The organism is Thioalkalivibrio sp. AKL8 (assembly GCF_000380525.1).
Classification (GTDB): Bacteria; Pseudomonadota; Gammaproteobacteria; order Ectothiorhodospirales; family Ectothiorhodospiraceae; genus Thioalkalivibrio; species Thioalkalivibrio versutus.
Genome location: NZ_AQYF01000008.1, coordinates 412,237 through 439,058, shown reverse-complemented (window position 1 = coordinate 439,058; position 26,822 = coordinate 412,237). Strand labels below are relative to the sequence as shown.

General features: G+C 67.7%; 20 protein-coding genes and 1 pseudogene. 8 read left to right on the top strand and 13 right to left on the bottom strand.

The features are described from left to right. Together G335_RS14500 and trxA are read right to left on the bottom strand one after the other, a co-directional pair. Nucleotides 1-131: pseudogene (locus tag G335_RS14500) on the bottom strand (IS110 family transposase); the annotation flags it as partial. A gap of 290 nt (nucleotides 132-421) precedes the next feature. Continuing rightward, nucleotides 422-1,297, bottom strand: coding sequence for a thioredoxin (gene trxA, locus G335_RS0109330; RefSeq protein WP_018168052.1), 876 nt, complete (start codon nucleotides 1,295-1,297; stop codon nucleotides 422-424). 131 nt (nucleotides 1,298-1,428) lie between these two features. Here trxA and parE point away from each other — a divergent pair, with 131 nt between their 5' ends. Further along, nucleotides 1,429-3,315, top strand: coding sequence for a DNA topoisomerase IV subunit B (gene parE, locus G335_RS0109325; protein WP_018168051.1), 1,887 nt, complete (start codon nucleotides 1,429-1,431; stop codon nucleotides 3,313-3,315). 41 nt (nucleotides 3,316-3,356) lie between these two features. Here the strand turns inward: parE and G335_RS0109320 are convergent, their stop codons facing one another. The 3 genes from G335_RS0109320 to G335_RS0109310 all read right to left on the bottom strand — a co-directional run bounded on the left by G335_RS0109320 (nucleotide 3,357) and on the right by G335_RS0109310 (nucleotide 7,061). Beyond that, the gene (locus G335_RS0109320; RefSeq protein WP_018168050.1) at nucleotides 3,357-4,460 is read right to left on the bottom strand and encodes an alkene reductase; all 1,104 of its coding nucleotides are present in this window, start codon (nucleotides 4,458-4,460) and stop codon (nucleotides 3,357-3,359) included. Between the two features lie 92 nt (nucleotides 4,461-4,552). Next, nucleotides 4,553-5,695 (bottom strand): glycerate kinase, encoded by a 1,143-nt coding sequence (locus G335_RS0109315; RefSeq protein ID WP_081623064.1) that lies wholly within the window; start codon nucleotides 5,693-5,695, stop codon nucleotides 4,553-4,555. Nucleotides 5,696-5,699: 4 nt separating this feature from the next. Continuing rightward, nucleotides 5,700-7,061, bottom strand: coding sequence for a GntP family permease (locus G335_RS0109310; RefSeq protein ID WP_018176560.1), 1,362 nt, complete (start codon nucleotides 7,059-7,061; stop codon nucleotides 5,700-5,702). A 124-nt stretch (nucleotides 7,062-7,185) separates the two neighbouring features. Here G335_RS0109310 and G335_RS0109305 point away from each other — a divergent pair, with 124 nt between their 5' ends. The 3 genes from G335_RS0109305 to putA all read left to right on the top strand — a co-directional run bounded on the left by G335_RS0109305 (nucleotide 7,186) and on the right by putA (nucleotide 12,252). Further along, complete coding sequence (locus tag G335_RS0109305) at nucleotides 7,186-7,755, top strand: Spy/CpxP family protein refolding chaperone (RefSeq protein WP_018176559.1); 570 nt, start codon at nucleotides 7,186-7,188, stop codon at nucleotides 7,753-7,755. 73 nt (nucleotides 7,756-7,828) lie between these two features. Next, complete coding sequence (locus G335_RS0109300) at nucleotides 7,829-8,482, top strand: cupin domain-containing protein (protein WP_018176558.1); 654 nt, start codon at nucleotides 7,829-7,831, stop codon at nucleotides 8,480-8,482. Between the two features lie 92 nt (nucleotides 8,483-8,574). Then, on the top strand, nucleotides 8,575-12,252 hold the full coding sequence (gene putA, locus G335_RS0109295) for a bifunctional proline dehydrogenase/L-glutamate gamma-semialdehyde dehydrogenase PutA (protein ID WP_018176557.1): 3,678 nt from the start codon (nucleotides 8,575-8,577) through the stop codon (nucleotides 12,250-12,252). Nucleotides 12,253-12,295: 43 nt separating this feature from the next. Here putA and G335_RS0109290 read toward each other — a convergent pair whose 3' ends face one another. Then, the gene (locus tag G335_RS0109290; protein WP_018176556.1) at nucleotides 12,296-12,622 is read right to left on the bottom strand and encodes a DUF3634 family protein; all 327 of its coding nucleotides are present in this window, start codon (nucleotides 12,620-12,622) and stop codon (nucleotides 12,296-12,298) included. Nucleotides 12,623-12,842: 220 nt separating this feature from the next. Between G335_RS0109290 and G335_RS0109285 the strand changes: the two genes are divergently transcribed. From G335_RS0109285 to G335_RS0109275, 3 genes are all read left to right on the top strand, one after another. Then, nucleotides 12,843-13,202: an MbcA/ParS/Xre antitoxin family protein gene (locus G335_RS0109285; RefSeq protein WP_018168043.1), complete on the top strand. Its 360-nt coding sequence runs from the start codon at nucleotides 12,843-12,845 to the stop codon at nucleotides 13,200-13,202. Between the two features lie 12 nt (nucleotides 13,203-13,214). Further along, entirely contained in the window at nucleotides 13,215-13,961 is a 747-nt protein-coding gene (locus G335_RS0109280) for an RES family NAD+ phosphorylase (protein ID WP_018168042.1), read from the top strand. A gap of 200 nt (nucleotides 13,962-14,161) precedes the next feature. After that, nucleotides 14,162-15,073 (top strand): D-hexose-6-phosphate mutarotase, encoded by a 912-nt coding sequence (locus G335_RS0109275; protein ID WP_018168041.1) that lies wholly within the window; start codon nucleotides 14,162-14,164, stop codon nucleotides 15,071-15,073. 545 nt (nucleotides 15,074-15,618) lie between these two features. On the opposite strand, the gene G335_RS0109270 is transcribed toward G335_RS0109275, so the two are convergent. The 4 genes from G335_RS0109270 to G335_RS0109255 all read right to left on the bottom strand — a co-directional run bounded on the left by G335_RS0109270 (nucleotide 15,619) and on the right by G335_RS0109255 (nucleotide 21,088). After that, nucleotides 15,619-16,458 carry a hypothetical protein gene (locus G335_RS0109270; protein WP_018168040.1) on the bottom strand — a complete coding sequence of 280 codons (840 nt, stop codon included), beginning with the start codon at nucleotides 16,456-16,458 and terminating at the stop codon, nucleotides 15,619-15,621. Beyond that, complete coding sequence (locus tag G335_RS0109265; RefSeq protein ID WP_018168039.1) at nucleotides 16,458-18,569, bottom strand: molybdopterin-dependent oxidoreductase; 2,112 nt, start codon at nucleotides 18,567-18,569, stop codon at nucleotides 16,458-16,460. Before G335_RS0109265 ends, G335_RS0109270 begins: the two co-directional genes overlap by 1 nt. A 383-nt stretch (nucleotides 18,570-18,952) precedes the next feature. Further along, entirely contained in the window at nucleotides 18,953-20,671 is a 1,719-nt protein-coding gene (locus G335_RS0109260) for a TrkA family potassium uptake protein (protein ID WP_018168038.1), read from the bottom strand. A gap of 33 nt (nucleotides 20,672-20,704) precedes the next feature. Continuing rightward, nucleotides 20,705-21,088, bottom strand: coding sequence for a DUF6394 family protein (locus tag G335_RS0109255; protein WP_018146378.1), 384 nt, complete (start codon nucleotides 21,086-21,088; stop codon nucleotides 20,705-20,707). Between the two features lie 370 nt (nucleotides 21,089-21,458). Here G335_RS0109255 and G335_RS0109250 point away from each other — a divergent pair, with 370 nt between their 5' ends. Then, the gene (locus G335_RS0109250) at nucleotides 21,459-23,114 is read left to right on the top strand and encodes a tetratricopeptide repeat protein (protein WP_231362624.1); all 1,656 of its coding nucleotides are present in this window, start codon (nucleotides 21,459-21,461) and stop codon (nucleotides 23,112-23,114) included. 126 nt (nucleotides 23,115-23,240) lie between these two features. Here G335_RS0109250 and G335_RS0109245 read toward each other — a convergent pair whose 3' ends face one another. The 3 genes from G335_RS0109245 to G335_RS0109235 all read right to left on the bottom strand — a co-directional run bounded on the left by G335_RS0109245 (nucleotide 23,241) and on the right by G335_RS0109235 (nucleotide 26,473). Beyond that, a complete protein-coding gene (locus tag G335_RS0109245; RefSeq protein WP_018168036.1) occupies nucleotides 23,241-23,708 on the bottom strand; it encodes a HEAT repeat domain-containing protein in 468 nt (155 codons plus the stop codon). Between the two features lie 476 nt (nucleotides 23,709-24,184). Then, nucleotides 24,185-25,132 (bottom strand): hypothetical protein, encoded by a 948-nt coding sequence (locus G335_RS0109240; RefSeq protein ID WP_018168035.1) that lies wholly within the window; start codon nucleotides 25,130-25,132, stop codon nucleotides 24,185-24,187. Nucleotides 25,133-25,651: 519 nt separating this feature from the next. Continuing rightward, entirely contained in the window at nucleotides 25,652-26,473 is an 822-nt protein-coding gene (locus G335_RS0109235; protein WP_018168034.1) for a matrixin family metalloprotease, read from the bottom strand. Nucleotides 26,474-26,822 lie beyond the last annotated feature (349 nt).

The following is a 26,822-nucleotide window of genomic DNA, read 5'->3' as shown; positions in this document are numbered from 1 at the left end:
CCCTCCAAGCCACGGACCCACCGGCGGATCGCCGGGAGCTCGTTGGGACACGGCTGTGCGGTTTCACCGTCGATGCTGATCCACAACTCGGCCTTGCCGACATCGACCCCGATCCGATGCGTTGCCATCATCACACCTCCCGAGCTAGCTTGGAGTTGTCTGTCGGGGCCTCACCGAACGCTGGCTTGCCATCTATCGTCGGTCCCGTGCCGATCGATTCCTTATCGGCGTTTAAGGTGAGGGGTGGGACGAATTCTCCTACCGTCTGTGCCACAGGCCAGATGCCGGCCTCGTCCCTCCACCCCGACAGACCCTTTCTAGGCCTGCCGGGGTTAAACATACAAGGCCAGCCTCTGGCCGATGGGGCGTGGTCGAGGCCGTAGCCGGTTGGAGGGATGCTGCGCCGGCAACCGGGCCCTGTTCAGTAGAGCAGCGACGCCATCTGCCGTCGATACTGCCCGACCAGCGGGTGGTCATCCCCCAGCACCTTGAACGCGGCCAGCAGGCCCTGCTGGCCGGCCCCATCGTTATAGGCGCGGTGCTGCTTCATGAGTTGCAGGTATAGCCCCAGCGCCTCCTCGGCGCGTCCGGAGAGCATCGCGTAGGCGGCCATCTGCTCCAGCGCCTCGGGGCGCGGGTCGCCTGTCTGCAGTTCTTTCGCCAGCGCCTGCGGGTCGACGCCGGCCGCCGTCTTGGCAAACACCAGGCGGGCGCGCAGGGTCTTGGCCTCTTCCTTCTCGCTTTGATCCAGCGGCAGTTTGGCGAGTTCGGTCTCGGCCGCCTCGGGATCGCCGGACTGGGCCAGGGCGCGCGCCAGCTCGATGCGCAGGTCGCCGTTGTCGGGGTCCTCCTCCAGCGCGGCCTTGAGGGTCGCCAGGGCGCCGTCCACGTCGCCGGTCTTCGCCTGCTCGCGCGCCTGTTCGATCAGCTTGTCGGAGGGCTTCTCCAGGTACTGGTCGATCATCGCGCGGATGTTCGGCTCCGGCTGCACGCCCATGAACTGATCCGCCGGCTTGCCGTGGCGAAAGATCATGACGGTCGGCAGGCTGCGCACACCGTATTGCTGTGCCAGGGCCTGCTGCTCGTCGCTGTTGACCTTGGCCAGGCGGAACTTGCCGGCGTACTGCGTGGCGAGCTGCTGAAGTAGCGGCATCAACTGCTGGCACGGTCCGCACCAGGCGGCCCAGAAATCCACGACCACCGGGCGCTGGTGGGACTCGTCCAGCACCGCTTGCTGGAAGTTTTCCTGCGTGACGTCGAGGATATCGTCGCCGGTTGCGCTTGCGGCTTCTGCCATGGGAACCCTCCTGAAACACTTGAATACGAAATCTGCACAGCATTGTTGGGATCATGGGGGCGATTGCAAGCAGCCCTGATTTGCTACCCTTCGCGCATCCGCGAGTGCGCAATCGACACAGGAACCATCACGTGAGCTATTCCGCATCCGATATCGAGGTCCTCGAGGGGCTGGACCCGGTGCGCAAGCGCCCGGGCATGTACACCGACACGACCCGCCCGAACCACCTGGCGCAGGAGGTGATCGACAACTCGGTGGACGAGGCGATCAGCGGCCACGCCAAGCGCATCGATGTGATCCTGCACAAGGACGACTCGGTCTCGGTCAGCGACGACGGCCGCGGCATGCCGGTAGACCTGCATCCGCGCGAAAAGCGCCCGGGGGTCGAGGTGATCCTGTCCACCCTGCACGCGGGCGGGAAGTTCTCGGACAAGAACTACCAGTTCTCCGGCGGCCTGCACGGGGTTGGCGTGTCGGTGGTGAACGCGCTGTCGAAGTTGCTGGAGATCCAGATCAAGCGTGACGGGCGCGAGTACCGCATGGCCTTCTCCGGCGGTTACAAGACGCAGGACCTGGAGGCGGTCGGCGACGTCGGCAAGCGCAATACCGGGACCACGCTGCATTTCTGGCCGGACCCACAGTACTTCGATTCGCCGCGGTTCTCGGTGCCCCGGCTCAAGCACATCCTGCGCGCCAAGGCCGTGCTGTGCCCGGGCCTGACCGTAACCTTCCGTGACGAGACGACTGGCGAGGCCTGCGAATGGTGCTACGCCGCCGGGCTGCGTGACTATCTGGTGGAGGCCCTGGATGGTCTGGAGCGCCTGCCGGAGGAGCCGTTCATGGGTTCGATCGCCGGGGCGACCGAGGCGGCCGACTGGGCCGTGACCTGGCTGCCGGAGGGCGGCGAGGTGGTCAGCGAGAGCTACGTAAACCTGATCCCGACCACCCAGGGCGGTACCCATGTGAACGGCCTGCGCACCGGTCTGACCGAAGCGGTCCGCGAGTTCTGCGAGTTTCGCAGTCTCCTCCCGCGCGGCATCAAGCTGGCCCCGGAGGATGTCTGGGAGCGGGTGGCCAGCGTGCTGTCGTTCAAGATGCAGGACCCGCAGTTCGCAGGGCAAACCAAGGAGCGGCTGTCCTCGCGCCAGGCCGCGCCGTTTGTTTCCGGCGTGGTCAAGGACGCCTTCAGCCTGTGGCTGAACCAGCACCCGCAGCAGGGCGAGCGCATCGCGGAACTCTCGATCCAGAACGCACAGAAGCGCCAGCGCGCCGGCCGCAAGGTGGTGCGCAAGAAGATTACCCAGGGCCCGACCCTGCCGGGCAAGCTGGCCGACTGCGCCAGCCAGGACCTCGAGCGCACCGAGCTGTTCCTGGTCGAGGGCGACTCGGCTGGCGGCTCCGCCAAGCAGGCGCGCGATCGCGATTTCCAGGCGATCATGCCGCTGCGCGGCAAGATCCTGAACTCCTGGGAGGTGGACCCGGACCAGGTGCTCGGCTCGCAGGAGATCCACGACATCTCCGTGGCCCTGGGCGTGGACCCGGGCCAGGCCAGCCTGGACGGGCTGCGCTACGGCAAGGTCTGCATCCTGGCCGATGCCGACTCCGACGGCGCGCATATCGCCACGCTCCTGTGCGCGCTGTTTTTGAAGCATTTCCGGCCGCTGGTGGAGCGGGGGCACGTGTATATCGCCATGCCGCCGCTTTATCGTGTGGACGTCGGCAAGCAGACCTTCTACGCCCTGGACGACGACGAGAAGGCCGGCGTGCTGGAGCGCATCGAGGCAGAAAAACTGAAGGGCAAGATCTCCGTGACCCGTTTCAAGGGGCTGGGCGAGATGAACCCGCTACAGCTGCGCGAGACCACCATGAACCCGGACACCCGGCGTCTGGTGCAGCTCACCCTCGACGCCGCCGACGACACCATGCAGCTGATGGACATGCTGCTCGGCAAGAAACGCGCCGGCGAGCGCCGCGCCTGGCTGGAGGGCAAGGGCCACCTGGCCGACGTCACCGTCTAGCTAATTCAGAGGCCCTGCCGACGGCCGGAAAGAGCCACGGGTCACGTGAGCGCCGGGTAGTCGGTGTAGCCGTGTTCGTCGCCGCCGTAGAAGGTGGCTTCGTCCCACTCGTTGAGCGGGGCGCCCTGGCGGAAGCGCTCGGGCAGGTCCGGGTTGGCGATGAACGGGCGGCCGAAGGTGACCAGGTCACAGCGGCCGGCAGCGATGCGCTCGCGGGCCTCGTCGGCGCTGTAGGCGCCGTTGCCGATGTAGGTTCGGCTGAAGCGCGCGCGGATGGCGTCGATGATGGACTCCGGGCGGCCGGTTTCGTGATTGCCCTGGAAGGAGTCCTCCACCACCTCGATGTAGGCGATGCCGGTGGCGTCCAGGGCCTCGGCGAAGGCGCTGTAGGTTTCCAGCGGATCATCATCGTGCATGCCGTTGAAACTGCCGGTCGGGCTCACGCGGATGCCCACGCGCTCCGGACCCCAGATCTCGATGACCGCGCGCACCACCTCCAGCGGCAGGCGGATGCGGTTCTCCACCGAGCCCCCGTAGGCGTCGGTGCGGTGGTTGCTGCCACTGCGGATGAACTGGTCCAGCAGGTAGCCGTTGGCGGCGTGGATCTGCACGCCGTCGAAGCCCGCCGCCTTGGCATTCTGCGCGCCCTGGCGATACTGCTCCACGATGCCCGGCAACTCGTCGAGTTCCAGCGCGCGCGGCTCCAGTACTTCAACCATGCCGGATTCGGCACTGATGAAGGTATAGGCGCCCTCCGGCTGGATCGCGGAAGGGGCGACTGGCTTCTGACCGTCGGGTTGCAGCTCCGGGCGCGAGATGCGGCCGACGTGCCACAGCTGCGCCTGGATGCGTCCCCCGCCGCCATGCACGGCCTCGGTGACCTTGCGCCATCCGTCCACCTGCTCCTGCGAGTGGATGCCCGGCGTGAACGCATAGCCCTTGCCCTGCGGCGAGACCTGAGTGGCCTCGCTGATGATCAGGCCGGCACCGGCGCGCTGCGCGTAGTACTCGGCGTTCAGATCAGTGGGCACGTCGCCTGGCTGCCCGGCGCGCGAGCGCGTCAGCGGGGACATCAGCACCCGGTTCGGCAGCTCCAGCGGGCCCAGGCTGTAGGGGCGAAAAAGCGCGTCATCGTGCTTGGTCATGGGGTCTTCCTTTGGGTTCGTATCGATCCGTGCTGCGAGTCGGACCCGGATCAACCGAACACGTTCCTTTCAGACGGGAGCATTCCGCTGATTCACGGTCGGACACCCGGTTCGGCCGCCTCGATCAGGGCACGGGTGCGCTCGGCGATGTAGTGTGCGGGGCGGGCCAGGGCCTGGTCCAGGGTGATGCTGCCGTCGCACAGGGCGCGGGCGTCGCTCAGGCCGAAGTCGGCGATCTCGGCCTCGTCGCAGGCGATGGCGCCGGCGATCGCCACCACGGGGACCCGCAGTTCCCGGGCGCGGCGCACGACTTCTGCCACCACCTTGCCGTGCGAGGTCTGGCCGTCCAGCTGGCCCTCGCCGGTGATGACCAGGTCGGCCTCGCGGATCGCGGCATCCAGCCCGATCAGTTCGGCCAGGTAGCCCGCGCCCATGCGCGCGCTACCGCCGAGGACGCAGTCCAGTGCGAAGCCCAGTCCGCCGGCGGCGCCGGCGCCCGGGGTGTCGGTGGGACGATGGAGGTGCCCGGCGGCATCAATGCAACGGGCCAGGTGCTCCATGTGCCCATCCATCGCCGGGATGTCGGCCGCCTTCAGGCCTTTTTGCGGGCCGAATACCGCCGCCGCGCCATGCGGCCCGGTCAGCGGGTTGTCGACATCGTTCAGCACGGTGATGTCGATGCGGCCCAGGCGCGGGTCCAGCGCGTCGAAGTCGACCCGCGCGAGATCGGCCAGGCCGGCCGGGTGGGGCGCAAGCGTGTGTCCCTCGGCATCCAGGAAGCGCACGCCCAGGGCGGCCAGCATGCCCGCGCCGCCATCCACCGTGCCGCTGCCGCCGAGGCCGATCATCAGGTGTTCGGCGCCGGCGTCCAGGGCCGCCCGCATTAGCTCGCCGACGCCGAAGCTATGGAGCTGCCAGGGGTCGTGCCGGTCGTCGGGGATTCGGTCCAGCCCGCAGGCGGAGGCGACATCGATCACGGCCCGCTGCTCGCGGTGATCGCAGCCCCAGCCAGCGCTCAGGTGGGCGCCGGTGGGGCCGGTCACATCCGACAGGTGCCAGGCCCAGCCAAGGGTGTGGCTGACCAGCCGCGCCGTCCCCTCGCCGCCATCCGCCATGGGCAGGGAGCGTACCCGGGCATCCGGTCGGGCGGCGTGTACCCCGCGGGCCATGGCGGCGGCCACGTCCTCGGCCTCCAGGCTGCCCTTGTAGCTGTCCGGGCAAACGACGACCCGCAGTCGTTCAGACAAAGATCAGGCCCAGGATGTAGATGGTGATCATCGCGCTGATGCCCTGTAGCAGCGTGGCGGTGGTGAACACCTTGTACGCGGTGGACACCTTCATGCGGCTGAACTGGGTGACCACCCAGAAGAAGCTGTCGTTGGCGTGCGAGACGGTCATCGCACCGGCACCCACGGCCATCACGGCCAGGACCATGCCCATGGTCGAATCCAGCCCCAGCGAGGCCAGCATCGGCGCGATCATGCTGGAGGCGGTGACCAGTGCCACAGTGGACGAGCCCTGGGCGGACTTCAGCGCCGCCGCGATCAGGAACGGCACCAGCAGGCCCAGGCCCAGGCCGCTCAGCAGGTCACCCAACTGGTCGCCGATCGGCGTCTCGCGCAGCACGTTGCCAAACGCGCCCCCGGCCCCGGTGATCAGGATGATCGGGGCCGCCAGCAGGATCGCGTCGACCGTCATCTGGTGGAAGCGGTCCTTGATGCCGGCGCCCTTGATCAGCAGCAGCGCGAAGATCACGCCGATGGCCAGCGCCACGACCGGGGTGCCGAGGAAGATCAGTGCGTTGGCGAATATCCCGGCCTCGGTGTCGCGGGTGGCCAGCAAGGCGACGGAGCCGATGGAGATCAGCACGATCGGCGCCAGGATGGGCATGAACGCGCCCAGGGTCGTCGGGCGGTGTTCCAGCTTGATCTCTTCCCTCTCGACCTCCTGCCCGGTGGCCTCGCTGATCGGGTCCGGTTCCAGCAGCTCTTCGTCATTGGCATTCGCGTAGCGGCTGGCCCACAGCCAGCCCACCGCGGCCGCGACAGCGGAGACGAACAGCCCCACCAGGATCACCAGGCCCAGGGCATCGGCGATGCCGATGTTGCTGGCGGCCGCAATCGGGCCGGGGGTGGGCGGCACGAAGTTGTGCGTGGCGAACAGCCCGGTCGCCAGCGCGACACTCATGGCCACCACCGAGATGCCGGCGGTCTTGGCCAGCGCGTTCTTCAGCGAGTTCAGGATGACGTAGCCGGAGTCGCAGAACACCGGGATGGATACGATGTAGCCGATGATCGAGACCGTGAGGGTGGGGAAGCGGTCGGACAGCGTGCGGATGATCGCCTCCGCCATCACCACGGCCGCTCCGGTGCGGTCGAGGATGACCCCGATGATCGTGCCCAGGGCGATCACGATGCCGATGTAGCCCAGGGTGCTGCCGAAACCGTCGTTGATGACACTGATCGCCTCGCGCGGCGCGATACCGCCGATGAGTGCCATCGCGAAGGCGGCGATCAGCAGGGCGAGGAACGGATGTACGCGCAGTTTCGCGGTGGCGAACACCAGCGCGGCGACGACCACAATCAATCCGATAATCAGCATGTCGCGTCCTTTTGCCTTTTTATGAGTATCGATCCGGAGTCTAGACGTCCGTGAGCGGTTCGGTGTCCCGTGATTGGTCTGGGCGCTACAATCCAGACGCCATTTCTTGCCAGGGGATTCCTGCATGCATCGTGTTATCGCTTTTTCGGGGTTGATGGGCGCGAGCCTTGCGCTGGTGATGTCCGCATCGGCCGCGGCCAATCCGTATTCCGGGTTGCAGGAGCGCGAGATCAAGGCACTCTCCGCGCAGGAGACCGAAGACCTCCTGGAAGGGCGCGGCATGGGGATGGCGCTGCCGGCCGAGCTGCACGGCTACCCGGGCCCGCTGCATGTGCTGGAGGTGGCCGAGGAACTGAACTTGACGGCCGAACAACACCGCGAGACCGAGCGGCTGTTCGAGACCATGCGGGAGCAGGCGCGCGAACTGGGCCGGCGCATCGTGGAGGGTGAAAGGGAACTGGACGCGCGCTTTGCGGAGGGCGGGATCTCCAGCGAGACCATCGAGACGCTCACGGTCGAGATCGGCGAGCTGCGCGGTCGCCTGCGCCACCTGCACCTGTCCTACCACCTGAAGATGGACGCATTGCTCAGCGACGAGCAGAAGGCGCGCTATCGGCAGGCCCGCGGTTATCACGGCGAGGCGGAAGATCGTCCGGGGCCTGAGCATCACGGCCACGAAGGTCACCACCACTGAACGCCCGTGCCCTTGCCGGAAAGGAACTAACCGGCCGGGGCTGTGTTCGATTGAAAAGACGGTCGGAGCGCGCATGACGGGAGCCCTGAACCTGGATCTGAACCGGCCGGTGGTCGTGGAGACGGCGGCGCAGCCCTGGAGCGGCAGCCGTGCCGACGGCGTGGTGCGCAAGCCGCTGGAACGCGAGCAGGCGGAAGCGGGCCGCGCCACCAGCATCGTGCAGTTCCAGCCCGGAGCCCGCTTCCCGCCGCACACGCATGCGCTGGGCGAGGAGATCCTGGTACTGGACGGCGTGTTCTCCGACGAAACCGGTGACTATCCCGCCGGCACCTACCTGCGCAATCCGCCGGGTTCCCGCCACACGCCGCACTCGGATCCCGGCTGCACGCTGTTCGTGAAGCTGGAGCAGTTCGCGCCCGAGGACCGCGAGAAGGTGGTGGTGGATACCCACTCGGCGCCCTTCCAGCCGGGCATCGGCGGCTTGCGCGTCCTGCATCTGCACAGCTTCGGTGCCGAACACACCGCACTGGTGCACTGGCCGGCGGGGGAGCATTTCCAGCCCCACCGGCACTGGGGCGGGGAGGAGATCCTGGTGCTGTCCGGCGAATTCATCGACGAGCACGGGCGCTATCCCGCCGGCACGTGGATCCGCAGCCCGCATTCGAGTCAGCACGACCCCTGGGTGGAGGAGGAGACGCTGATCTACGTGAAGACCGGTCACCTGTGATGCCCTGCGCCCGGGCCTGCGCTTTCACCGGGTAAGGTGACCGAAGGCGCCCGGGCCGGGTACAGGGACCCCCTTTACACGGGAGCAGGCCGATGCAGCAGCCCGAATCCCAGCAGGACACTGTCCTCGACCCGTATCGTGCCCGCATCCGGGCGGCATACGGGGCCGACGAGGCGGCCGTGTTGCGCGACCTGCGGGCCGCCATCCGGCTGGATGCCGAAGCCCGCGCCCGTATCGCGGCCGAGGGCGCGCGCATCGTCGAGCGGGTGCGCGCCGACACATCGCCGTCGATGCTGGAGAGCTTTCTCGCCGAGTACGGCCTGTCCACCGAGGAGGGTGTCGGTCTGATGTGTCTGGCGGAGGCCCTGCTGCGGGTGCCGGACGCCGAGACCATCGACGACCTGATCCAGGACAAGATCGAGCCCTCCGACTGGGGCGCCCACCTCGGGCATTCCTCGTCGTCGCTGGTGAACACCTCTACCTGGGCCTTGATGCTGACCGGCAAGGTGCTGAGCGACGACCCGCAGCGCCCGGCCGCCGCATTGCGCGAGCTGATCCGGCGGGTCGGCGAGCCGCTGGTGCGTACTGCCGTGGCGCAGTCGATGAAGCTGCTGGGGCGCCAGTTCGTGCTCGGCGAGACGATTGCCCAGGGGATGCGCAACGCGCGCGAGATGGAGCGCGAGGGCTACACCTATTCCTACGACATGCTCGGCGAGGCGGCGCGTACCGATGCCGACGCCCGGCGCTATCACGAGGCCTATGCCACGGCTATCGCGGAGATCGCGAAGCAGGCGCAGGGCGACGTGCGTTCCAGTCCCGGCGTCTCGGTCAAGCTTTCCGCGCTGCATCCCCGTTACGAGTACACCCACCGCGCGACGGTGATGGCGGAACTCGTGCCGCGGGCGCGGGAACTAGCACGGCAGGCGGCGCGGGCCGGAATCGGTTTCAACATCGACGCCGAGGAGCAGGATCGCCTGGAGTTGTCGCTGGACGTGATCGAGGCCCTGCTGGCGGATCCGGAACTGGCCGGCTGGGACGGCTTCGGCGTGGTCGTGCAGGCCTACGGCCGCCGCGCGGCGCCGGTGATCGAGGCGCTTTACGCGCTGGCGGAGCACCTGGAGCGGCGGATCATGGTGCGCCTGGTCAAGGGCGCCTACTGGGATACCGAGATCAAGCTGGCGCAGGAACGGGGTGTGGAACACTTCCCGGTGTTCACGCGCAAGGTGAATACCGATGTCAGCTACATCGCCTGCGCGCAGATGCTGCTGGACCGGCGCGACCGCATCTACCCACAGTTCGCCACCCACAACGCGCATACCTGTGCGGCGGTGCTGGCCATGGCCGGAGACGATCGCGACGGCTTCGAGTTCCAGCGCCTGCACGGCATGGGCGAGTCGGTGCACGCCATCGTCAAGGCAACGGCCGGCACCCGCTGCCGCATCTACGCCCCGGTGGGCGCGCATCGTGACCTGCTGGCTTATCTCGTGCGTCGCCTGCTGGAAAACGGCGCCAACAGCTCTTTCGTCAACCAGGTGGTGGACAGCGCCATCGCGCCGGCGGAGATCGCCCGCGACCCGCTCGCCGAGCTGGATGCCCTCGGCGACACCATCGCCAACCCGGCCATCCGCGACCCGGCTGATCTCTACCAGCCGCAGCGGCAGAACTCGCGTGGCTACTGCGTTAACGAACCCGCCTCCATCCTGCCGCTGCTCGAGGCGCGCGAGGCCTTCGCGCGGATGCGCTGGCAGGCGGCGCCGATGCTGGCCGCGGGGCACGCGCCACAGGGCGAACCCCGCGCCGCGGTTTCTCCTGCCGACCCCGACGACGTGGTGGGGGCGGTGCGCGAGGCCACGGTGGAGGAAGTCGAGCAGGCCCTGCGGGCCGCATTGATGGGGTTTGTCGACTGGTCGGCGCACCCGGTCGCGGCACGGGCGGACCTGCTGCGCGCCATCGCGGATCGTTACGAGGCGCACGCCCCCGAGCTGATCGCGCTGGCCAACCGCGAGGCCGGCAAGACCGTATGGGACGGCATCGCCGAGGTGCGCGAGGCGGTCGACTTCCTGCGCTACTACGCCGGCGAGGCCGAACGGCTGGAAGAGGAGGCGGAGCTGGAGCCGCGCGGGGTGTTCGTTTGCATTAGCCCGTGGAACTTCCCGCTGGCGATCTTCACCGGGCAGGTCGCCGCGGCCCTGGCGATGGGCAATACCGTGCTGGCCAAGCCGGCCGAGCAGACCCCGCTGATCGCCACCCGCGCGGTGGAGCTGATGCGCGAGGCCGGCCTGCCGGAGACCGCCCTGCAGTTGTTGCCGGGTGACGGCCCGTCCGTCGGCGGGCCGCTCACCGCCGATCCGCGCATCAGTGGGGTCTGCTTTACCGGCTCCACCGAGGTGGCGCAGCGGATCCATCGCAGCCTGGCGGACAACGCCGGGCCGGACGCTGTCCTGATCGCCGAGACCGGCGGGCTGAACGCGATGATCGTCGACAGCTCCGCGCTGACCGAACAGGCGGTGCGCGACATCCTTGCCTCCGCCTTCCAGTCCGCCGGGCAGCGCTGCTCCGCGCTGCGCATGCTCTACGTGCAGGACGAGGCCCATGACCGGTTGCTGGAGATGCTGCAGGGCGCGATGGACGCGCTGACCATCGGCGATCCCTGGCAACTGGCGACCGACGTCTCGCCGGTGATCGATGCCGAGGCACAGGCGGATATCCGCGATTACCTGAAGGCGCAGGAGGAGCAGGGATGCCTGGTGAAGTCGCTGCCGGTGCCGGAGACCGGACGTTTTGTCGGCCCCTCTATCGTCCGGCTCCCGGGGATCGAGGCCCTGGAGCGCGAGGTATTCGGCCCCGTGCTGCACGTCGCGCGCTTTCGCGCGCGGGACCTGGACGCCGTGGTGGATGCCATCAATGCCCGCGGCTACGGCCTGACCTTCGGCCTGCATACCCGCATCGACGATCGCGTGCAGCAGGTGGTCGAGCGCCTGCGCGTGGGCAACCAGTACGTGAACCGCAACCAGATCGGCGCCATCGTCGGTTCCCAGCCGTTCGGCGGCGAGGGGCTCTCCGGCACCGGCCCGAAGGCCGGCGGGCCGCTGTACCTGACCCGTTTCGGGCGCCGCCTGCCAGTCGCCGCGGATCACCCCGCGGCGCCGGATGCGGAGGCCCCCGGGGTTACCCGGGATACCCTGCAGCAGGCCCTGGACGCGCTGGATGCCGGTGACTGGGCCGCGCGCACCGACCGGATGGAGGTGCTGCGCAAGGCGCTGCCGGAGCGCACGGGGCTGCTGCGCCAGGCCCTGGCGGAGACCGCGGCGTTCGACACGAGTCCGCAGACGCTGCCGGGGCCGACCGGCGAGAGTAATCGCCTGCGTCTCTATCCCCGCGGTCCGGTGCTGTGCCTGGGGCCGGGTGCGGAGGTTGCACTGGCGCAGGCGGCGCAGGCGCTGGGGGCGGGGTGTCCGGTGGTCATGGTGGCCCCGGGTGCCGAACGCGCCGCGCGGGCGCTGCAAAAGGCCGACGTCCCGCTGCGGGGGATCGACGGCGTCGTCGATCCGGAAACGCTGACTCTACTCGACGGTCTGGTGGCGGTGGCCGCGGTCGGTAGCAGCGAGTGGACCCGCAGGTTGAGCAAGGCGCTGGCGCTGCGCGACGGGCCGATCATTGCGCTGGAGACCGCCCTGATCGCGCCGGAGCGCTATGTGGTGGAGCGCCACCTGTGCATCGACACCACCGCCGCCGGCGGCAACGCCAGTCTGCTCGCAGCCGCTGACTGATGCCGGCTACGTTGTGCGGTGGCGCCGGTCTGGCCTGGGCGCGTTACCGGCGCTTCTTGCGGCGCTTCTGGCCCACCTTTACACGCTGGAGTGCGGCCTGCAGTTCACCGTGCGCCTCCTTCGGGATGGAGGACGAGCTGCGCAGGCGCAGCCCCTTGCCGGTGCGAACCGCAGTCAGGCGCCCGTTCTCGACGCCGTAGCGCCGGACAATGTCGCGGGCCGCATGTTCGAAGTGCATCGGCGGGTCGCCGCGCCGCACCCGCAGTTTCCCGTCCGCGATCTCCAGGCTGAAGATGATGCTCGCCTGCCAGATCAGCAAGGCGCCCGCCACCAGCAGCAACACAATCATCAACAGCAGCGTGATCAGCATGGCGTCCTCTCCGGTGGTGCCCCGACCTGCATGAGTCTGGGGCAGGGCGTAATGAATCCGTCGCGCCGATCGTAGCACTCGAACACGCGGTTGCGTCTCGCGCGGCCGGACCGATGGGCGCGTGCGGTGCCGGATGGCCAAAGGTCGCGCAGGGTTTGAATGTGCAGTATGCACATGGAGTGCTAGTATGTGCTTACTGCTGTTTGTCTGGAGGTGAGCCATGAGCACTGCAGAGCTTCTGGCCCCGGAACGTTCCGAGGTCCTGCGCGAGGCGCTAGTCAATGCCGGCAAGGCGCTGGGCCTGACCCAGGCGGAGCTGGGCGAGGTAGTCGGGCGCGGCCGCACGGATATCAGTCGGGGCAACATCGAGCCGGCCAGCAAGCCGGGTGAGCTGGCGCTGTTGCTGATTCGCTGCTATCGCGCGCTCTATGTCCTCACCGGCGGGGATGTCGGTGCGATGAAACACTGGATGCAGACGCACAACCACCACACCGGAGGCGTGCCCGCCGAGCAGATCCGCACGGTTCAGGGTTTGGTGGGCGTGCTGGAATATCTCGACGCGATCCGCGGCAAGCTATGAGGGTAACCTGACATGCCGGACTGGGATGCCCTGGTCGAAGCGGCGCCGCGTGTCATGCTGAGGGGGGAGGTCCTGCGCCTGGTGGAGAGCCAGGAGCAGGTTGCCACCAACCAGATTGTCAGCTCGCTCGACCGCCAGGCCGTTCTGGAAGAGATGCTGGAGGCCACCAAGCCGCCCCGGCGTCCGGGTACGGAACGGCTGCACTACCTGCTGGCGACGCCGTTTCGCTACCCGCCGCTACGTCACGGATCGCGCTTCGGCCGTCGCCACGAACCCAGCCTGTTCTACGGCGCCCTGCGCGAGCGCACGGTCCTCGCCGAGGCGGCCTACTACCGGTTTGTGTTCTGGCATGGCATGGCGACCCCGCCACCGCGCAAGCTCGATACCCAGCACACGTTGTTCGCCGCACGCTACCAGAGCCCCAATGGCTTGCAGCTCCATCAGCCCCCGTTCGCTGAACACGCGGACCTGTTGCGTCATCCCGCCGACTATCAGGCCACCCAGGCCCTGGGCGCCGCGCTGCGCGAGGCCGGCATCGACCTGTTCGAATACCCGTCCGCCCGCGATCACGAGGCCGGCCTGAACCTCGGGCTCTTCAATGCGCGCCCGTTTACCCGCAACAAACCCACGCGCCAGGATCCCTGGCTGTGCCAGCTCACCGCCGACCACGTCCGTTTCCTCAAGCCCCGCGACGGAGCCCTGCACGACTTTCCCCTGACCCAGTTCCACTACCAGGGCCGGCTGCCGCTACCCGCCTGACAGCCGTACCCACACCGGCCATTGCGAGGCCTCGCAGAGGCCGTGGCAATCGGTCGGAGCGTGCTGGGCCGCCGGTCGGTCGCAATGCCGGGGCAGAAGGCCCGACCTGATCCGGCGTCCTTGATCCCGGCGCCCGTGCAGGCACTCGGTGCACCACGGGGTCTGCTACGCTTCAGCCCTTGTCGGACAGGAGAGATCAGATGACGGTTGCAGCGCTCACGGAACAGTTTCCGCATCCCGAAGTGCGATTTCGTCAGCAGGATGCGCTGGTGATGGTCGATATCGAGAACGCGCACGGCAGCGCGACCCTGACGACCTTCGGCGCGACGCTGCTGAGCTATCGCCCGAAGGGTGGTGCCGACGTGCTGTGGGTGAGCGATACCGCGTTGTACGACGGCAAGAAACCGGTGCGCGGCGGGGTCCCCGTCTGCTGGCCATGGTTCGGCCCGTACGATCCGGCCGCGCTGGGGCCCGACCCGAGCGACGAATACAAGAAGGGCCACGGGATCGCCCGCTATGCGTTCTGGGATGTCGAGTCCGTGGAATCGGTCGGCGATGCCACGCACGTCGTGTTCGTGCTGACCCCGGACGACGACATCCGCAAGGCCTGGCCGCTGGAGTTCTCGCTGCGCCTGCACGTCACCCTGGGCGAGGCCCTGGAGATGACGCTGGAGGGCGAAAACCGCAGCGATCGCGAGTGGCGTGTGTCGGAGGCCTTCCACACCTACTTCGGCGTGGGCGAGGCCGAGGGCCTGGTGGTGCGCGGGCTGGATGGGACCACGCGGATCGACAAGCTGGCGGACGGTGAACGCGGGACGCAGTCCGGCGACGTCGCCATGACGACCCCGATGGAGCAGGTGTTCGTCGGCCAACCGGGCACACTCGTGATCGAGGACCGGGACAACGCGCGCGAGATCGTCATCGAACGCGAGAACAGCGCCAGCAGCGTGCTCTGGAACCCCGGCCCGGAAGGTGTCCAGTCGTTCGCGGACATGCCCGACGACCAGTACCGCAAGACGGTCTGCGTCGAAGTCGCCAACGCCCTCGACGACGCCTACCCGCTTGCCGCGGGCGCAACCCACGCCATGACCATGCGGCTCTCCGTACGCTGAGCCAGCCGCGGGGCAACGCCCCGGCGTGGCCTCTCCAGCCTCGCCGATTGGATCGCGGGGCGGTCGGCCTCACCAGAACCCGTTATGGCGAGTGCGGCGCGGGCAATCCCCCCGAGGGGGAAGCCACCCGGCTGGATTGCCACGTCGCTGCGCTCCTCGCAATGACAGGGACGGGGCACTCGCGCTTCCTGCGCAACGGGGCATGTGGGCCATTCAGGTGCAGTGACCCTGCGCCGGTATCCCGCTGACCCCGGCCGTTCGCGGGCCCCATTCCCCGCCATTGCGAGGCCTCATAGGGGCCGCGGCAATCGGCCGGACTGTCGCGGATGCCGATCGGCCAGGGTGGAGAGAGGACTCAGGCTTGGCCCCGGCACCCGTGACAAATCACGCTCCGTCATCCCGGCTCACCGCTTTGCGGTGTCCGGGATGACGCAGGTGGGGGCGCGGAATGGGGATGGTCCCAACCCTTTGCCCTGTCTCGACCTGTCACGCCTGATCCTGGTATCCGCGCTGACTACGCCAGCTCCGGAAGCGGTGCGCCTTGGCTACAGCGTGTGCCCGGTGAGTCGTCGGTAGATGGCGAAGCCGGCCTCGCGGTCACGGCAGCGCAGGATGGCGGCGCGGCCCGGGGTGGAGGGATCGGGCTGCAGGTTCACGCCGGCCGCCTCGGCGGCCCGGAAGTCGTCATCCCGCAGGTCGGCCTCGCCGAACACCGAGATCACGAAGCCACCGGGGATGGGCGGGGGCGGGGTGAACGCCTCGCCGTCGGCCAGCGCGACCCAGGCTGAAATGAACTCCGGGCCGTAGAAGTCGAAGAAGCCGTTGGAGCCGCGCAGGTGGGCCTCGATCGGCCGGCCGCCGATCAGTTCGATGTTGCAGAGGCCGCTGTAGCCGGCCAGGTTGCGGCGTACCCAGTCGGCGATCCAGGGTTCGATCTCGGGCGCGGCGGCGCCGATCTCCCAGTAGATCGGGCGGGCGGCGTCCTTCGCCTCCGAACCGCGGGTGTGGGCAAACCAGCGTGCCGCGCCGTTCTCCACCAGGCAGTCGGTGCTGGTGTGGGTACCTTGCAGGCGCTGGCACCAGAAGCTGCCGGGCTCTGCCGGCACGTCGCTGGCCGGCAGGGTGCGTGCGTTCAGCCCCATGCCGGCCAGGTTGGTGATCGGCTTGACGAAGACCTCGGCGTCCGCCGCGATGCCGAGGTCCGTGGGTGCCACGCCGCAGGGCGCGGCGGTCAGTCCGGCATCCAGGGCCAGATGCAGTTTGTCATAGACATGCCGGTGGTCCGGATTGAGCCGCCAGGCGGCGGCGTCGGACACGGCCACCTCCCGGCACGGCTCGGGCCGGAAGATATGCTCGCGTTCGGGGAGGACACCGACAAACGGCACTACCCGGCCTCCGCTTGGCGTTTTGCGTGGCCCGCCGCCAGGCGCTCCACCTCGCACAGCAGCGACTTGAACGCGGGAAACCCGCTGATCGGGTCCAGCGAGCGGTCGTCGGTCAGTTCGTTCACGTTGGCGTGGTTCCAGCCGTGCTGGCAGTGGGCCACGCCGGGCTTGATGCGGTCCGTGACCTTGGCCACGAACGCCACGCGCCCACGTGGCGAGCGCACCTCTACCGTGTCGCCGTTGACGATCCCGCGCGCGGCGGCATCCATCGGGTGCAACTCCACCAGCGGCTCCGGCATCGCCCGGCGCATGCGCTCCAGCTGCTGGTGCTGCGAGTGGGTGGCGTGCTTGTGGCGGGCGCCGCTGGTCAGCACCAGCGGATAGTCGCGGGCGAGCTCCGGCGTGGAAACCGGGCTCTCCGCCGGTTCACGGTAGACCGGCAGGCCGTCGTGCCCGGCCGCGCGCAGTTCCGCGGCGTCGAACTCCACCTTGCCGCTGACCGTGCGAAACCCGTCGATCCGGTACTGGCGGTCGCCTTCCTCGAAGCCGTGCGCAAGCATGTCGTCCAGTGCCCTGGCGAACACGGTGACGCCGTCCGGGTCGTTATAGACCTGTTCGCGGATGGTCTCCGGTATGCCCTCGGCGGCCTCGGCCCAGCTGGCCTCCAGGTCGCCGTTCCAGAACTGCTCTCCCATGCCCAGGCGCACACCCAGCTCCAGGAATACCTCGCCATCCGGGCGCGCCTCGCCGCGCGGGGCAACGGCGGCGTGGCGGTAGCGCAGTTCGCCGCGGAAGTTGCAGCCGGGGTAGGCGATCAGCGCCGCGCGTTCCAGGCTGGTGGCGGCCGGCAGCACGATGTCGGCCATGCGCGTGGCCGGGTTGTGGAAGAAGTCCGACGCGGCGAAGAAATCCAGCGCGCCCAGTGCCTGCTCCATGCGCCTGGAGTTCGGCCACATCGCGGTGTTGATGCCCATCGCCAGCAGGGCGCGAACCGGCTGTGGCTGCCCCTCGAGGATGGCATCCGGCAGCAGCATGCTCTGTGCCGCCGGCCAGTGGGCCGTCCACACCGGAAAGGTCTCGTCGCCGATGCGCGGCGGGAGGTTCTGCTTGCAGTGGTCGAACAGGTCGATGGGCCTGGGTGTGACCTTGTCGTTGAAGAAGCGGTTGCCGCCCTCGCGGTCGATGTTGCCGGTCACCGCGGCCAGCAGGATCACCGCGCGGTGGTTCTGGAAGCCATTGCTGTGCTGCACGGTGGCGGTGGGCGAGAGCATGATCTGCGCCGGCGCGTTGGCGGCATAGAGCTCGGCGGCGCGGCGCAGATCGGCCGCGTCGATGCCGCAGATCTGTGCGACACGCTCCGGCGGGAATTCGCCCACGTAGTCGCGGAAGGCCTGCACGCCGCTGCCCCATTCGTCGAGGAAGGCCTGGTCCTGCCAGCCGTTTTTAAAGATCAGGTAATGCATGCCCAGCGCCAGCGCGCCATCGGTGCCCGGGCGGATCTGCAGGTGCACTTCGGCCTGCTCCGCCAGCGGGGTCACCCGCGGGTCCACCACCACGGTCGCGCAGCCCGGGCGGGCCTCAGCCAGGGGGTGCTGGTGGAACGGAGGGATGGAACCGCGCGGGTTGGTCGACCACACCAGCAGGCAGCGAGTCGCATCCGAGGCGACGGTGGACGAGGTCTTGATCTTGGTGCCGAAGGTCACCTCTTCCGCCACCTTGGTGGAGGAGAAGCAGCAGCCGCTCTCGGTCAGGTAGTTGGGCGAGCCGAAGGCATGCGCCAGGCGCTGGAGCTGCGGCCGGGCCTCCTTGGTATAGCCGGCGAAGAAGGCCGCCGCCGGGGCCCCGTGTTCCTCGCGGGTGGCGCGCAGGCGCTCGGCGATGGTGTCCAGTGCCTCGTCCCAGGAGATGCGCTCGAACTGGCCGCTGCCGCGCGGGCCCGTTCGCCGCAGCGGGTACAGCAAGCGCTCCGGATGGTTGCGCCGGTCGAGCTGGACGTAGCAGCGCGGGCAGTCGGGGCCGTCAATGGCGATCGGCTCGCCGACGGCGTCCAGGGTGACGTCGATGGCACAGTTGGCATCGCACTCGTAACAGGTACTTTTCACGGTCGCCATCGGACGGTCTACCTTGTTCAGCGGTCGGTCCTGGTTGCTGCGCGGGCATTATGCCGGGAGCCTTCGGTCCGCCACGAACAACGCCTGGAACCGCGGGGCCACCTCTTTTTCACTCGTGGCCTGGGCGCCGATTAGCTTCGTTGGGGGTAAGGCAACACCTGGCACGGTCACTCGTGACAAAACACATCCCGTCATCCAGGCCAGAGCGCAGCGCAGAGCCGGGATCTCCGGGTTGAAGAGCCCGGGCGGGGAGGTCCCGGCTCACCGCTTTGCGGTGTCCGGGATGACCGGGTGTGGGGGCGGAACGGTATCGGTCCCCAACCGTTTGCCTCTGTCGATGCGCGTTTACGGACTTGCGTGCTGGCGGGTCTGCCTTGCGCGTCTCAGGCCGGTTGTCTGCGGGCCGCGCGGAGGGCACGGCAGATCCAGCCTTCCGGGGTATCTTCGCCGGTCAGCAGGTAACGCAGGGCGTGCGGGTCGCGCAGGGTGTGCGAGATGGTGAGGGCGCTCGCGAAGCGGCCGCAGAACAGCAGGTGGTCGCCGGGTTGCAGGGGCGTGTTGTCATCGGGCGCGAGGATGTCCTCGCCTCCGGCTTCGCGCCGTAGTAGCAGCACAATGCAGGCGTGTCGCTGGCGCACGGGATGGTCGGCGCGCAGCAGCTGGCCCAGGGTCACCGGCTCCTGCTCCAGATGGGCAAGGAGGGCCGGGGCTGTCCCCTCGTCCAGTTGCTCGGTCCAGATGGCCGGCACACGGTCGCCGACCACGGCCGTGATGGAGCTGACTCGCTCGTTCGCCCAGTCGGTTGTCTGGTTGCGACTCAGTTCCAGGAAGCGCGGCAGGAGCGGCGAGGTCAGATGGGCCAGGATCGCCTCGGCGATCACCCGGTCGTGGCGCATCACCAGCGGCAGGTCGGCCGCCGCGAACAGGAGCGAATCGCACTCGCGGTTCTGGCGTCCGACCATGAACAGCTCCGGGTTCAGCTCGCGCGCGGTCATCACGATGGACAGGTTGTAGTCGTCGCGGCCGGTTCCGGCCACGATCCCGGAGGCGCTCTCGATGCCGGCCTCGTGCAGGGTGTCCGCCTCGGTGCCGCGGCCCTTGATGCAGTCGGGCGGACAGTCCGCGCCCTCGGGGTCCGTTTCCACCAGGGTTACCTCCACGCCCTCCTGGATCAGCCCGGCATGCACGGCCTTGCCGAAGCGCCCGAAGCCGCACAGGATCCAGCGACCGCAGGGCGGGTCGATCGGCATCGGCAGCGGGCTCCCGGGGATGCTCCCAAGCCACTCGTGCAACAGGTGATGCGCGGGGGAATGCAGCGCGAGGGCCAGGCGCTGGCCGAAGATGTCGAACGGGTTGATGACCTGGTCAGTCCCGAACGAGGCCATGTTCTTCTCTGTGTCGTGGCTCTCGGCACGGCAGATCACGGGGCGCTCCGGGTTAAGGAGTTTGGCGGCAATGGCGATCCGCAGGTTCACCGCATCGTCGCTGGTCAGCGCCACCACACCCTGGCAGTGCGGGTTGAGGAGCCCGGCATCGAGCAGGCGATTGGCGATGCTGGCATCCGCGCACAGACCGGGGATCTGCAGCGGGTAATCCTCCAGGACCAGCTCGTTGATGCGATCCGGGTTCTGGTCGATCACCACGGCAAAGCCATTGCGCCCGAGCAGGGAACGCACCACCAGGGCCCCGGTGTCGCCATAACCGCACACGATATGGAACGGTCGCTGCAGCTTGCGGATCGTGCGGTCGAACGCATGCTGGCTGACGGCCAGGCGGAAGGCCGGGTCCTGGATCAGTGCGAGGATCTTGCCGATCGCATACAGCCAGGCCACCACCGACAGGTAAACGGCAAACACCGTCCACATCCTCTGCGCCTCGGTGAAGGCGTGGGGGATCTCGCCGAAGCCGATGGTGGTGGCCATGTAGGTCACGAAGTAGAACGCATGGAAGAAGTCCATGCGCCAGGGCTCCCCCTGATCGTCCACGCCGGGTATCAGCACCAGGCCGAGAACGGAGATCGCGTAGGCCGCCGTCAGCGCAAGCAGGGGTGCCCGCATGCGCCGCAGGAACAGGAACAGCACCTTGTTGATCGTGGGGCCCACGGCTCGTGGTGTCTGTAGCGCTCGCGGCCGCCGTCAGCGGCGCAGCGCCACCGTATCCGCGATCAGCAGCAGCACGGAGATCAGGTTGGCCACCATGGCCCCGCCCGCCAGGGAGACGATGCTGGCCATGAACATCGCATCCATGCCCCCGGCATGCACGTGGCTGGCATAGGCCCAAACCGCCGCGGCCGCAATCAACTGCAGCACCGCGACCAGCGAACTGGCCAGAAGCAACGCCCCGGTCTGCGTCCGGTCCCCCAGCTTCAGGGCCGTCGCGATGACGTTTACCACGATGGCTGCGAACAGCTCGTACACATTGTGGTGCGCCGGATCATCGATCTCGCCGAGAAAGAACCCGAAGTTCAGCGTGAACGCCAGGATGATGAAAAAGCCGAAGATCACCTTCTCCAGGTTCATGCGCATGCTCCTTGTCGTTCGAGGTAACGGCTCCTGCCCGGCGCCGCGACACGGGCCCCGTCTTCATCTGCCCGCAGCATGGAGCATGGCCCAACAAGCCCCGGATGGCGAGGGCAGGGCGCTCATCTCCCCACGTGCCGAAACGCCAGGGCAACGTCATTGCGAGGCCTCGCAGAGGCCGTGGCAATCGGCCGAAGTGCCACGAAGTTGGTCTCCTTACGGTCGCGCAGGGAGAGGCAACGGCCAAGATTCGATCCGGGAGCCACCCGTGGCATTCGCCTTCTTCCGGCCCGGCGTCTACCGGCAGCAGCTCGGGTCTCTTCTGCCTATGATCTGAAGTAATGATCCGGAACGATGTTGGAGGCGGATCATGAAACGCTATTACGACCTTGGGCCCTACCGTCGGGGTATTTCTTCACCGTCGCCGGAGGCTCGGCTCTGGTTCAATCGCGGGCTCTTGTGGGGCTATGGATTCAACCACGAGGAGGCCATCCGTTGCTTCGAAACGGCCATTGAGCATGACCCCGAGTGCGCGATGGCGTGGTGGGGCATCGCCTGGGCGCTTGGCCCGAACTACAACAAGCCGTGGGAGGCGTTCGCCGATTCGGAGCTGGCAGACTCCCTGTCACGCGGATCGACGGCACTGGCCCGGGCGCAGCAGGCTGCCACCAGCAGTCCGGTGGAGCAGGCGCTGATCAACGCGCTGCAGGTGCGCTGCCAGACGGCAGAGCCGCCAGCTGTGGGTGCACTCGAGCGCTGGAATGACGACTACGCCGATGCCATGCGCGCGGTGTACCGCGAACACGGCGAAGACCTCGATGTGGTGGCCCTGTTTGCCGAGGCCCTGCTGAACCGCACTCCCTGGCAGTTGTGGGACCTGAAGGCCAACGCCCCGGCGGAAGGTGCCAGCACGGTCGAGGCCACCGAGGTGCTGGAGACTGCGCTCTATCGCGAAGAGGCGCGCAGGCACCCCGGCATCCTCCACTACTACGTACACCTGATGGAGATGTCGCCGCACCCGGAGCGCGCCCTGCGGGTTTGCGACCGGCTGCGTGGTTTGGTGCCGGACGCGGGCCACCTCCAACACATGGCCTCGCACATCGACGTGCTGTGCGGTCAGTACGACAACGTGGTGCGGATCAACAATGAGGCAATCGCGGCCGACAGCAAGTATCTGGAGCGCGAAGGCGCCATCAATTTCTACACCCTTTACCGCTCTCACAACTACCACTTCAAGCTGTACGGCGCGATGTTCCAAGGCCGATATACCGACGCGTGCGAGGCAGCGGAGGGGTTGCGCGCCACCATTCCGGAGGCCCTTCTGCGGATCGAATCGCCACCAATGGCCGACTGGCTGGAGTCCTTCGTGCCGATGCACCTGCACGTAATGGTGCGGTTCGGGCGCTGGCAGGAACTGATCGACACCCCGCTGCCTGCCGACCCCGAGCTGTATGCGTTCAGCACCGCGCTGACCCACTACGCGAAGGGCGTGGCCAACGCCGCCACCGGTCGCATCGAGGAGGGCGAGGAACAGCGCGTGCGCTTCGAGGCCGCCGCGGCATGCATGCCCGACACTCGCTACCTGTTCAACAATCGCTGCCGCGATATTCTCGCGATCGCCCGTGCGATGCTGAACGGAGAGCTGGAGTACCGCAAGGCCAACTACGACGAGGCCTTCGCCTTCCTGCGCCAGGCCATCAAGCAGGACGATGGGCTTCCCTTTGACGAACCCTGGGGGTGGATGCAGCCGACTCGCCACGCCTGTGGCGCGTTGCTTCTGGAACAGGGCGAGGTCGCGGCGGCAGCGCAGCTATACCGTGAGGACCTCGGCTTTGACCCCGCGCTACCGCGGCCGTACCAGCATCTGGATAACGTCTGGGCGCTGCACGGCTACCACGAGTGCCTGATGCGCCTCGGACGCAACGAGGAGGCCACCATCATCAAGCAGCGCCTGGACCTTGCCACTGCCCGCGCCGATATTCCCATTCGGGCCTCCTGCGCTTGCCGAACGCGTGTTGTGCGTTGATGCGTGTGTCGGACACCGCGTCGCGCTGACCCTGGCGGGGGCGTTGCCATGTCGGTCCCGTATCGTCTATCCAGTAAGCGCTTCGTCACCCGTGCCGTGTTGCTCGTTCGAGCGCGGATGCGCTTGCTAATCCCAGAGGTGGCCCCAGCGTTCCCACCAGTCGCGGGCGAGGGCCCGGTTGGCCACGTTCTCGCGTTCGTCGAGGACGGTCCCCAGGCGGATGTACTCGCCGCCGGTTTGCGAGGTCACCGCCGGATCCTGCGAAGCCAGCATCAGGGCGTACAGCGCGAGTTTCAGTTCCCACGGATCATCGGAATCGAGGTAGGGCACGAGATGCGGGACCGCCGGCGCACCGATCCGGCCGAGCGCCTCGGCCGCGGTGTACCAGGTACGCGGATGCTCCTCGCCCCCGTAGGTCTCGGTGAACGCGCGATCCGACAGGCGTTCGAGGTAGTAGTGGATCTCGTCCCGGAGGCTGGCGAAGCCCTCCGCGGGTCCGTCTGCCGCGGCGGCGGGCTGCTCCTGCGGCGCGGCCCCCGTGGCGACGGGTGGCTCCGCCGATGGCGGCCCGCCGACACAGCCAGCAAGCAACATCCCGCCGGCCAGCCATGCGGTCAGCCACCAGGCAGAAGAGGGGCAAAACGGCAGGGGGTTGTCTTTCAAATGCCTTCCGATCCACGTACTTGCCGAGGGTTTATCCGCACTCAATTTTCGGGGTCCCGTCTCCGGTAATGAGTCCCTTGCCGGGAGCCGGCCCCGCATTGGCCCATCGGTACGGTCACTCTACGGTAACCGGCCACGTATGCGACGTCTTGTCCCGCGGGCCGCGGGTGGTCTTCAGGTGCAAGACCGGTGCAGGCCTGGGGCGCGCTGCGCCAAGGGGATCCCTCGAAGAGTGATCATTGCTTCGGGGGTTCGCAAAAGGCGAGGCCCCCTGTAGCAGGGGGCCTCGCGCAGCCGTTAAAGCAGGATGGCTAGCAGGATGAGGACGGGAATCGGGATGCCCAGAAACCAAAGCAGTATGAATTTCATCTTGATCTACCTCGCTGATTGGCAGCAATCTGTACGGTTCAATAGTGGACGCTGTCGCGCTGCCGACCGCCGATCGTGGCGGCGAAGCTGGCGCTGAACGCCCCGATCAGCAGTCCCAGGAACGTCCACAGAGAAAGTTTCGCCATCGCGCTCCGGGCCTCATCGGCCACCTGTCGCGCCTGCATTTCCAGTTCCTCCATCTGCGCCTGGACTTCGCGGATCCGGTTCTCCGCCTGGGACTGGCTGACGCCGGTGTTCTGCGCGATCAGTTGCGCCAGATACGCCCTGTCGCCATCCGACATATCGTCCCAGCCGCGGGCGAGAATACGTACCGCCTCGGTGCGCATGGCGGTTCTGTCGGAGTCGGTTGCGCCGGCGTCGGGAGCCGCCCTGGCACGCTCTGGGCGAAACAAGATATCCGCGAAATAGTCGAGCGGGCCGGTGGCGTCGCCTTCGGTCTGCCCGTTAGCGCCTGCCATCATGGCAGCGCCGCCAGTCGTAGCCGCTGCCCCGACAGCCGAAGCACCGGCCTGGGCGGTGCTGCCGATGATCGCCGTGGAGGCGGAAACGAGCAGAGCCGCCGTGACGACCACGCTAAGCGCCCAGACGAGGAAGCCGTGTGCGGTATCCCGGAAGAATACTTCGTCGGTATGCAGATCGGTCCACTGGGTGCGCAGTCGGCCGGCCAGATAGCCGCCCATGGCGCCGGCGATGATGTGCACGAGTATCAGCCAGACGATGCTTGCGAACCCGATGCCCTCGGCCGACACGCCTTCCCCGGCCCACGGCGAGACCGCCGAGAATCCCAGGCCCGTGCCCAGGAGCAGGAAACTGAGCGACAGCGCCGTAGCGACCACGGCGCCTGCGATCACCGCGCCCCAGGAAACGCCGGAGCGCCGTGCCTCGTTACCGATGTCCGTGGTGAATGGGTCATGCATTCCCGATGTGGCGGAACGCCCCGCCAGAGTGGGCTCGACAGATGCCATGGCGACTTTCCTTCGTGACAAGTGGATGAGACTGCATGCTGCGGTGCAGTCGCTCCGGGGTTCTGTGCGTTGCCACACCTTGTCGTCCCGGCTCCTTTCCATCTGCTCGAGTTTCCGCGCCGTTTTCAGGTTTTCACGGCGCGGGTCGCGAGGTGCGGGGCCATGCCCGCAGCGGTAAGACCGGTTGATCTCCGGCGCTGCCAGGCAACCCGCTGTGGCGCCCCGGCCTCCGGGCGATTGCGGTATCCACAGCACGCCAGCGGTCAGAGGGCGGACCGCCTGAACAAACCGCGTCATTGCGAGGCCTCGCAGAGGCCGCGGCAATCGGTTGAAGTACCAAGGGGGTGGGCGAATTACGGTGGAGCGGGGGCAAGGGGGCAAGACCTGCCCCGAATTTCCGAAACCCCGTCATTGCGGGGCCCCGCAGGGGCCGCGGCAATCGGTTGACGTGCCACGGGTGGGGGCCGCTCGTGGTGGAGCAGGGGCATGGGAAAGACCTGCCCCGGAATTGACTCGGGGCTATTTCTCGCCGATGCCAAGGCCGCTATCGACACCGGTCACGGGCACGATGCGGCCGTTCGGGTCAAGGAAGAGGTCGCTGGTGAATGCGCTTTCCCCGTCCTCGGTCGGCATCTCGGCCAGTTGGGTATCGAGGGTATCGGCGGGGCGCCCGTAGAGCCGCTGGACTCCGCGCAGATCGCCGGGCTGCAGGTCGGCGAAGTCCTCGGTGTACCTGAATCCCATCACCTGCCCGGATGGCCCGGGATGGTCCAGGCCGATGGCGTGACCGATCTCGTGAGTCAGCGTATAGCGGATGTCGTACACATCCTTGTTGCCGTCGAATCCGACCTTCCACTCGTGAGCAGGATTCAGACACACCAGCGACTGTTCGATGGTGCGCACATCCACTTCCGCATCGGGCGAGTAGGAAACGTTGGAGAAATCGTCCGAATCGGGTGCGTAGGCTACGTTGGCGAATGCCCGTCCACGCGGCTGCCCCTGGGCACCGAGGATGATATCCGCCTCCCGGGTATCGCTCACCTTGTGGAATGACAGACCGGCCGCGCGCTCCCAAACCCGAAACGCCGCCGCGGCCTCGCGATCCAGCGTCTCCCTGGAGAGGGCTTCGCCCAGAAGCTCGTCAATCGGTGCGAGATCGCGGCAGTTGTGCGCATCATCGAACCGTAGCGCCTCCCCGGCAAAGGCATAGCTGATGCTGGCCCCCACCCCTAACTGCTGGTCTCCCCACTTCACCTTGTAGCCATCCAGCTTGAGCAGCCGATACCCACCGTCGTCGGCAAGGGCCGGCAGCGGGAGTGCCAAGGGCAGAAAGCCGGCCATTACCAAGGCCAGCGCGGGAAGGTGTGCATGCGTGACTGATCGCACCGCAGTCTCTCCTGGTCGGGCCCCGTCAAGAGCGCCTTCAGGGCGCGCGAGGCTCCCGCGCAGCGTAACATAACGGACGACTAACGCTTATGTGTGGCATCGAACCGACGAAGCAGTCGGTCGCACCCAGAGTCCGAACGGGGCGTCCTGCGGTCAGCGCACCGTACTCGGCTCAATCTGCGGCGTGGACCCGCGCAGGCGAGGGTGGGGCGCGTATCCAAAGCCGAACCAATAACCCCGCGGTGACGTGTCATTGCGGGCCTCGAAGGGGCCGTGGTAATCGGTTGCAGCCCCACGAATTCGG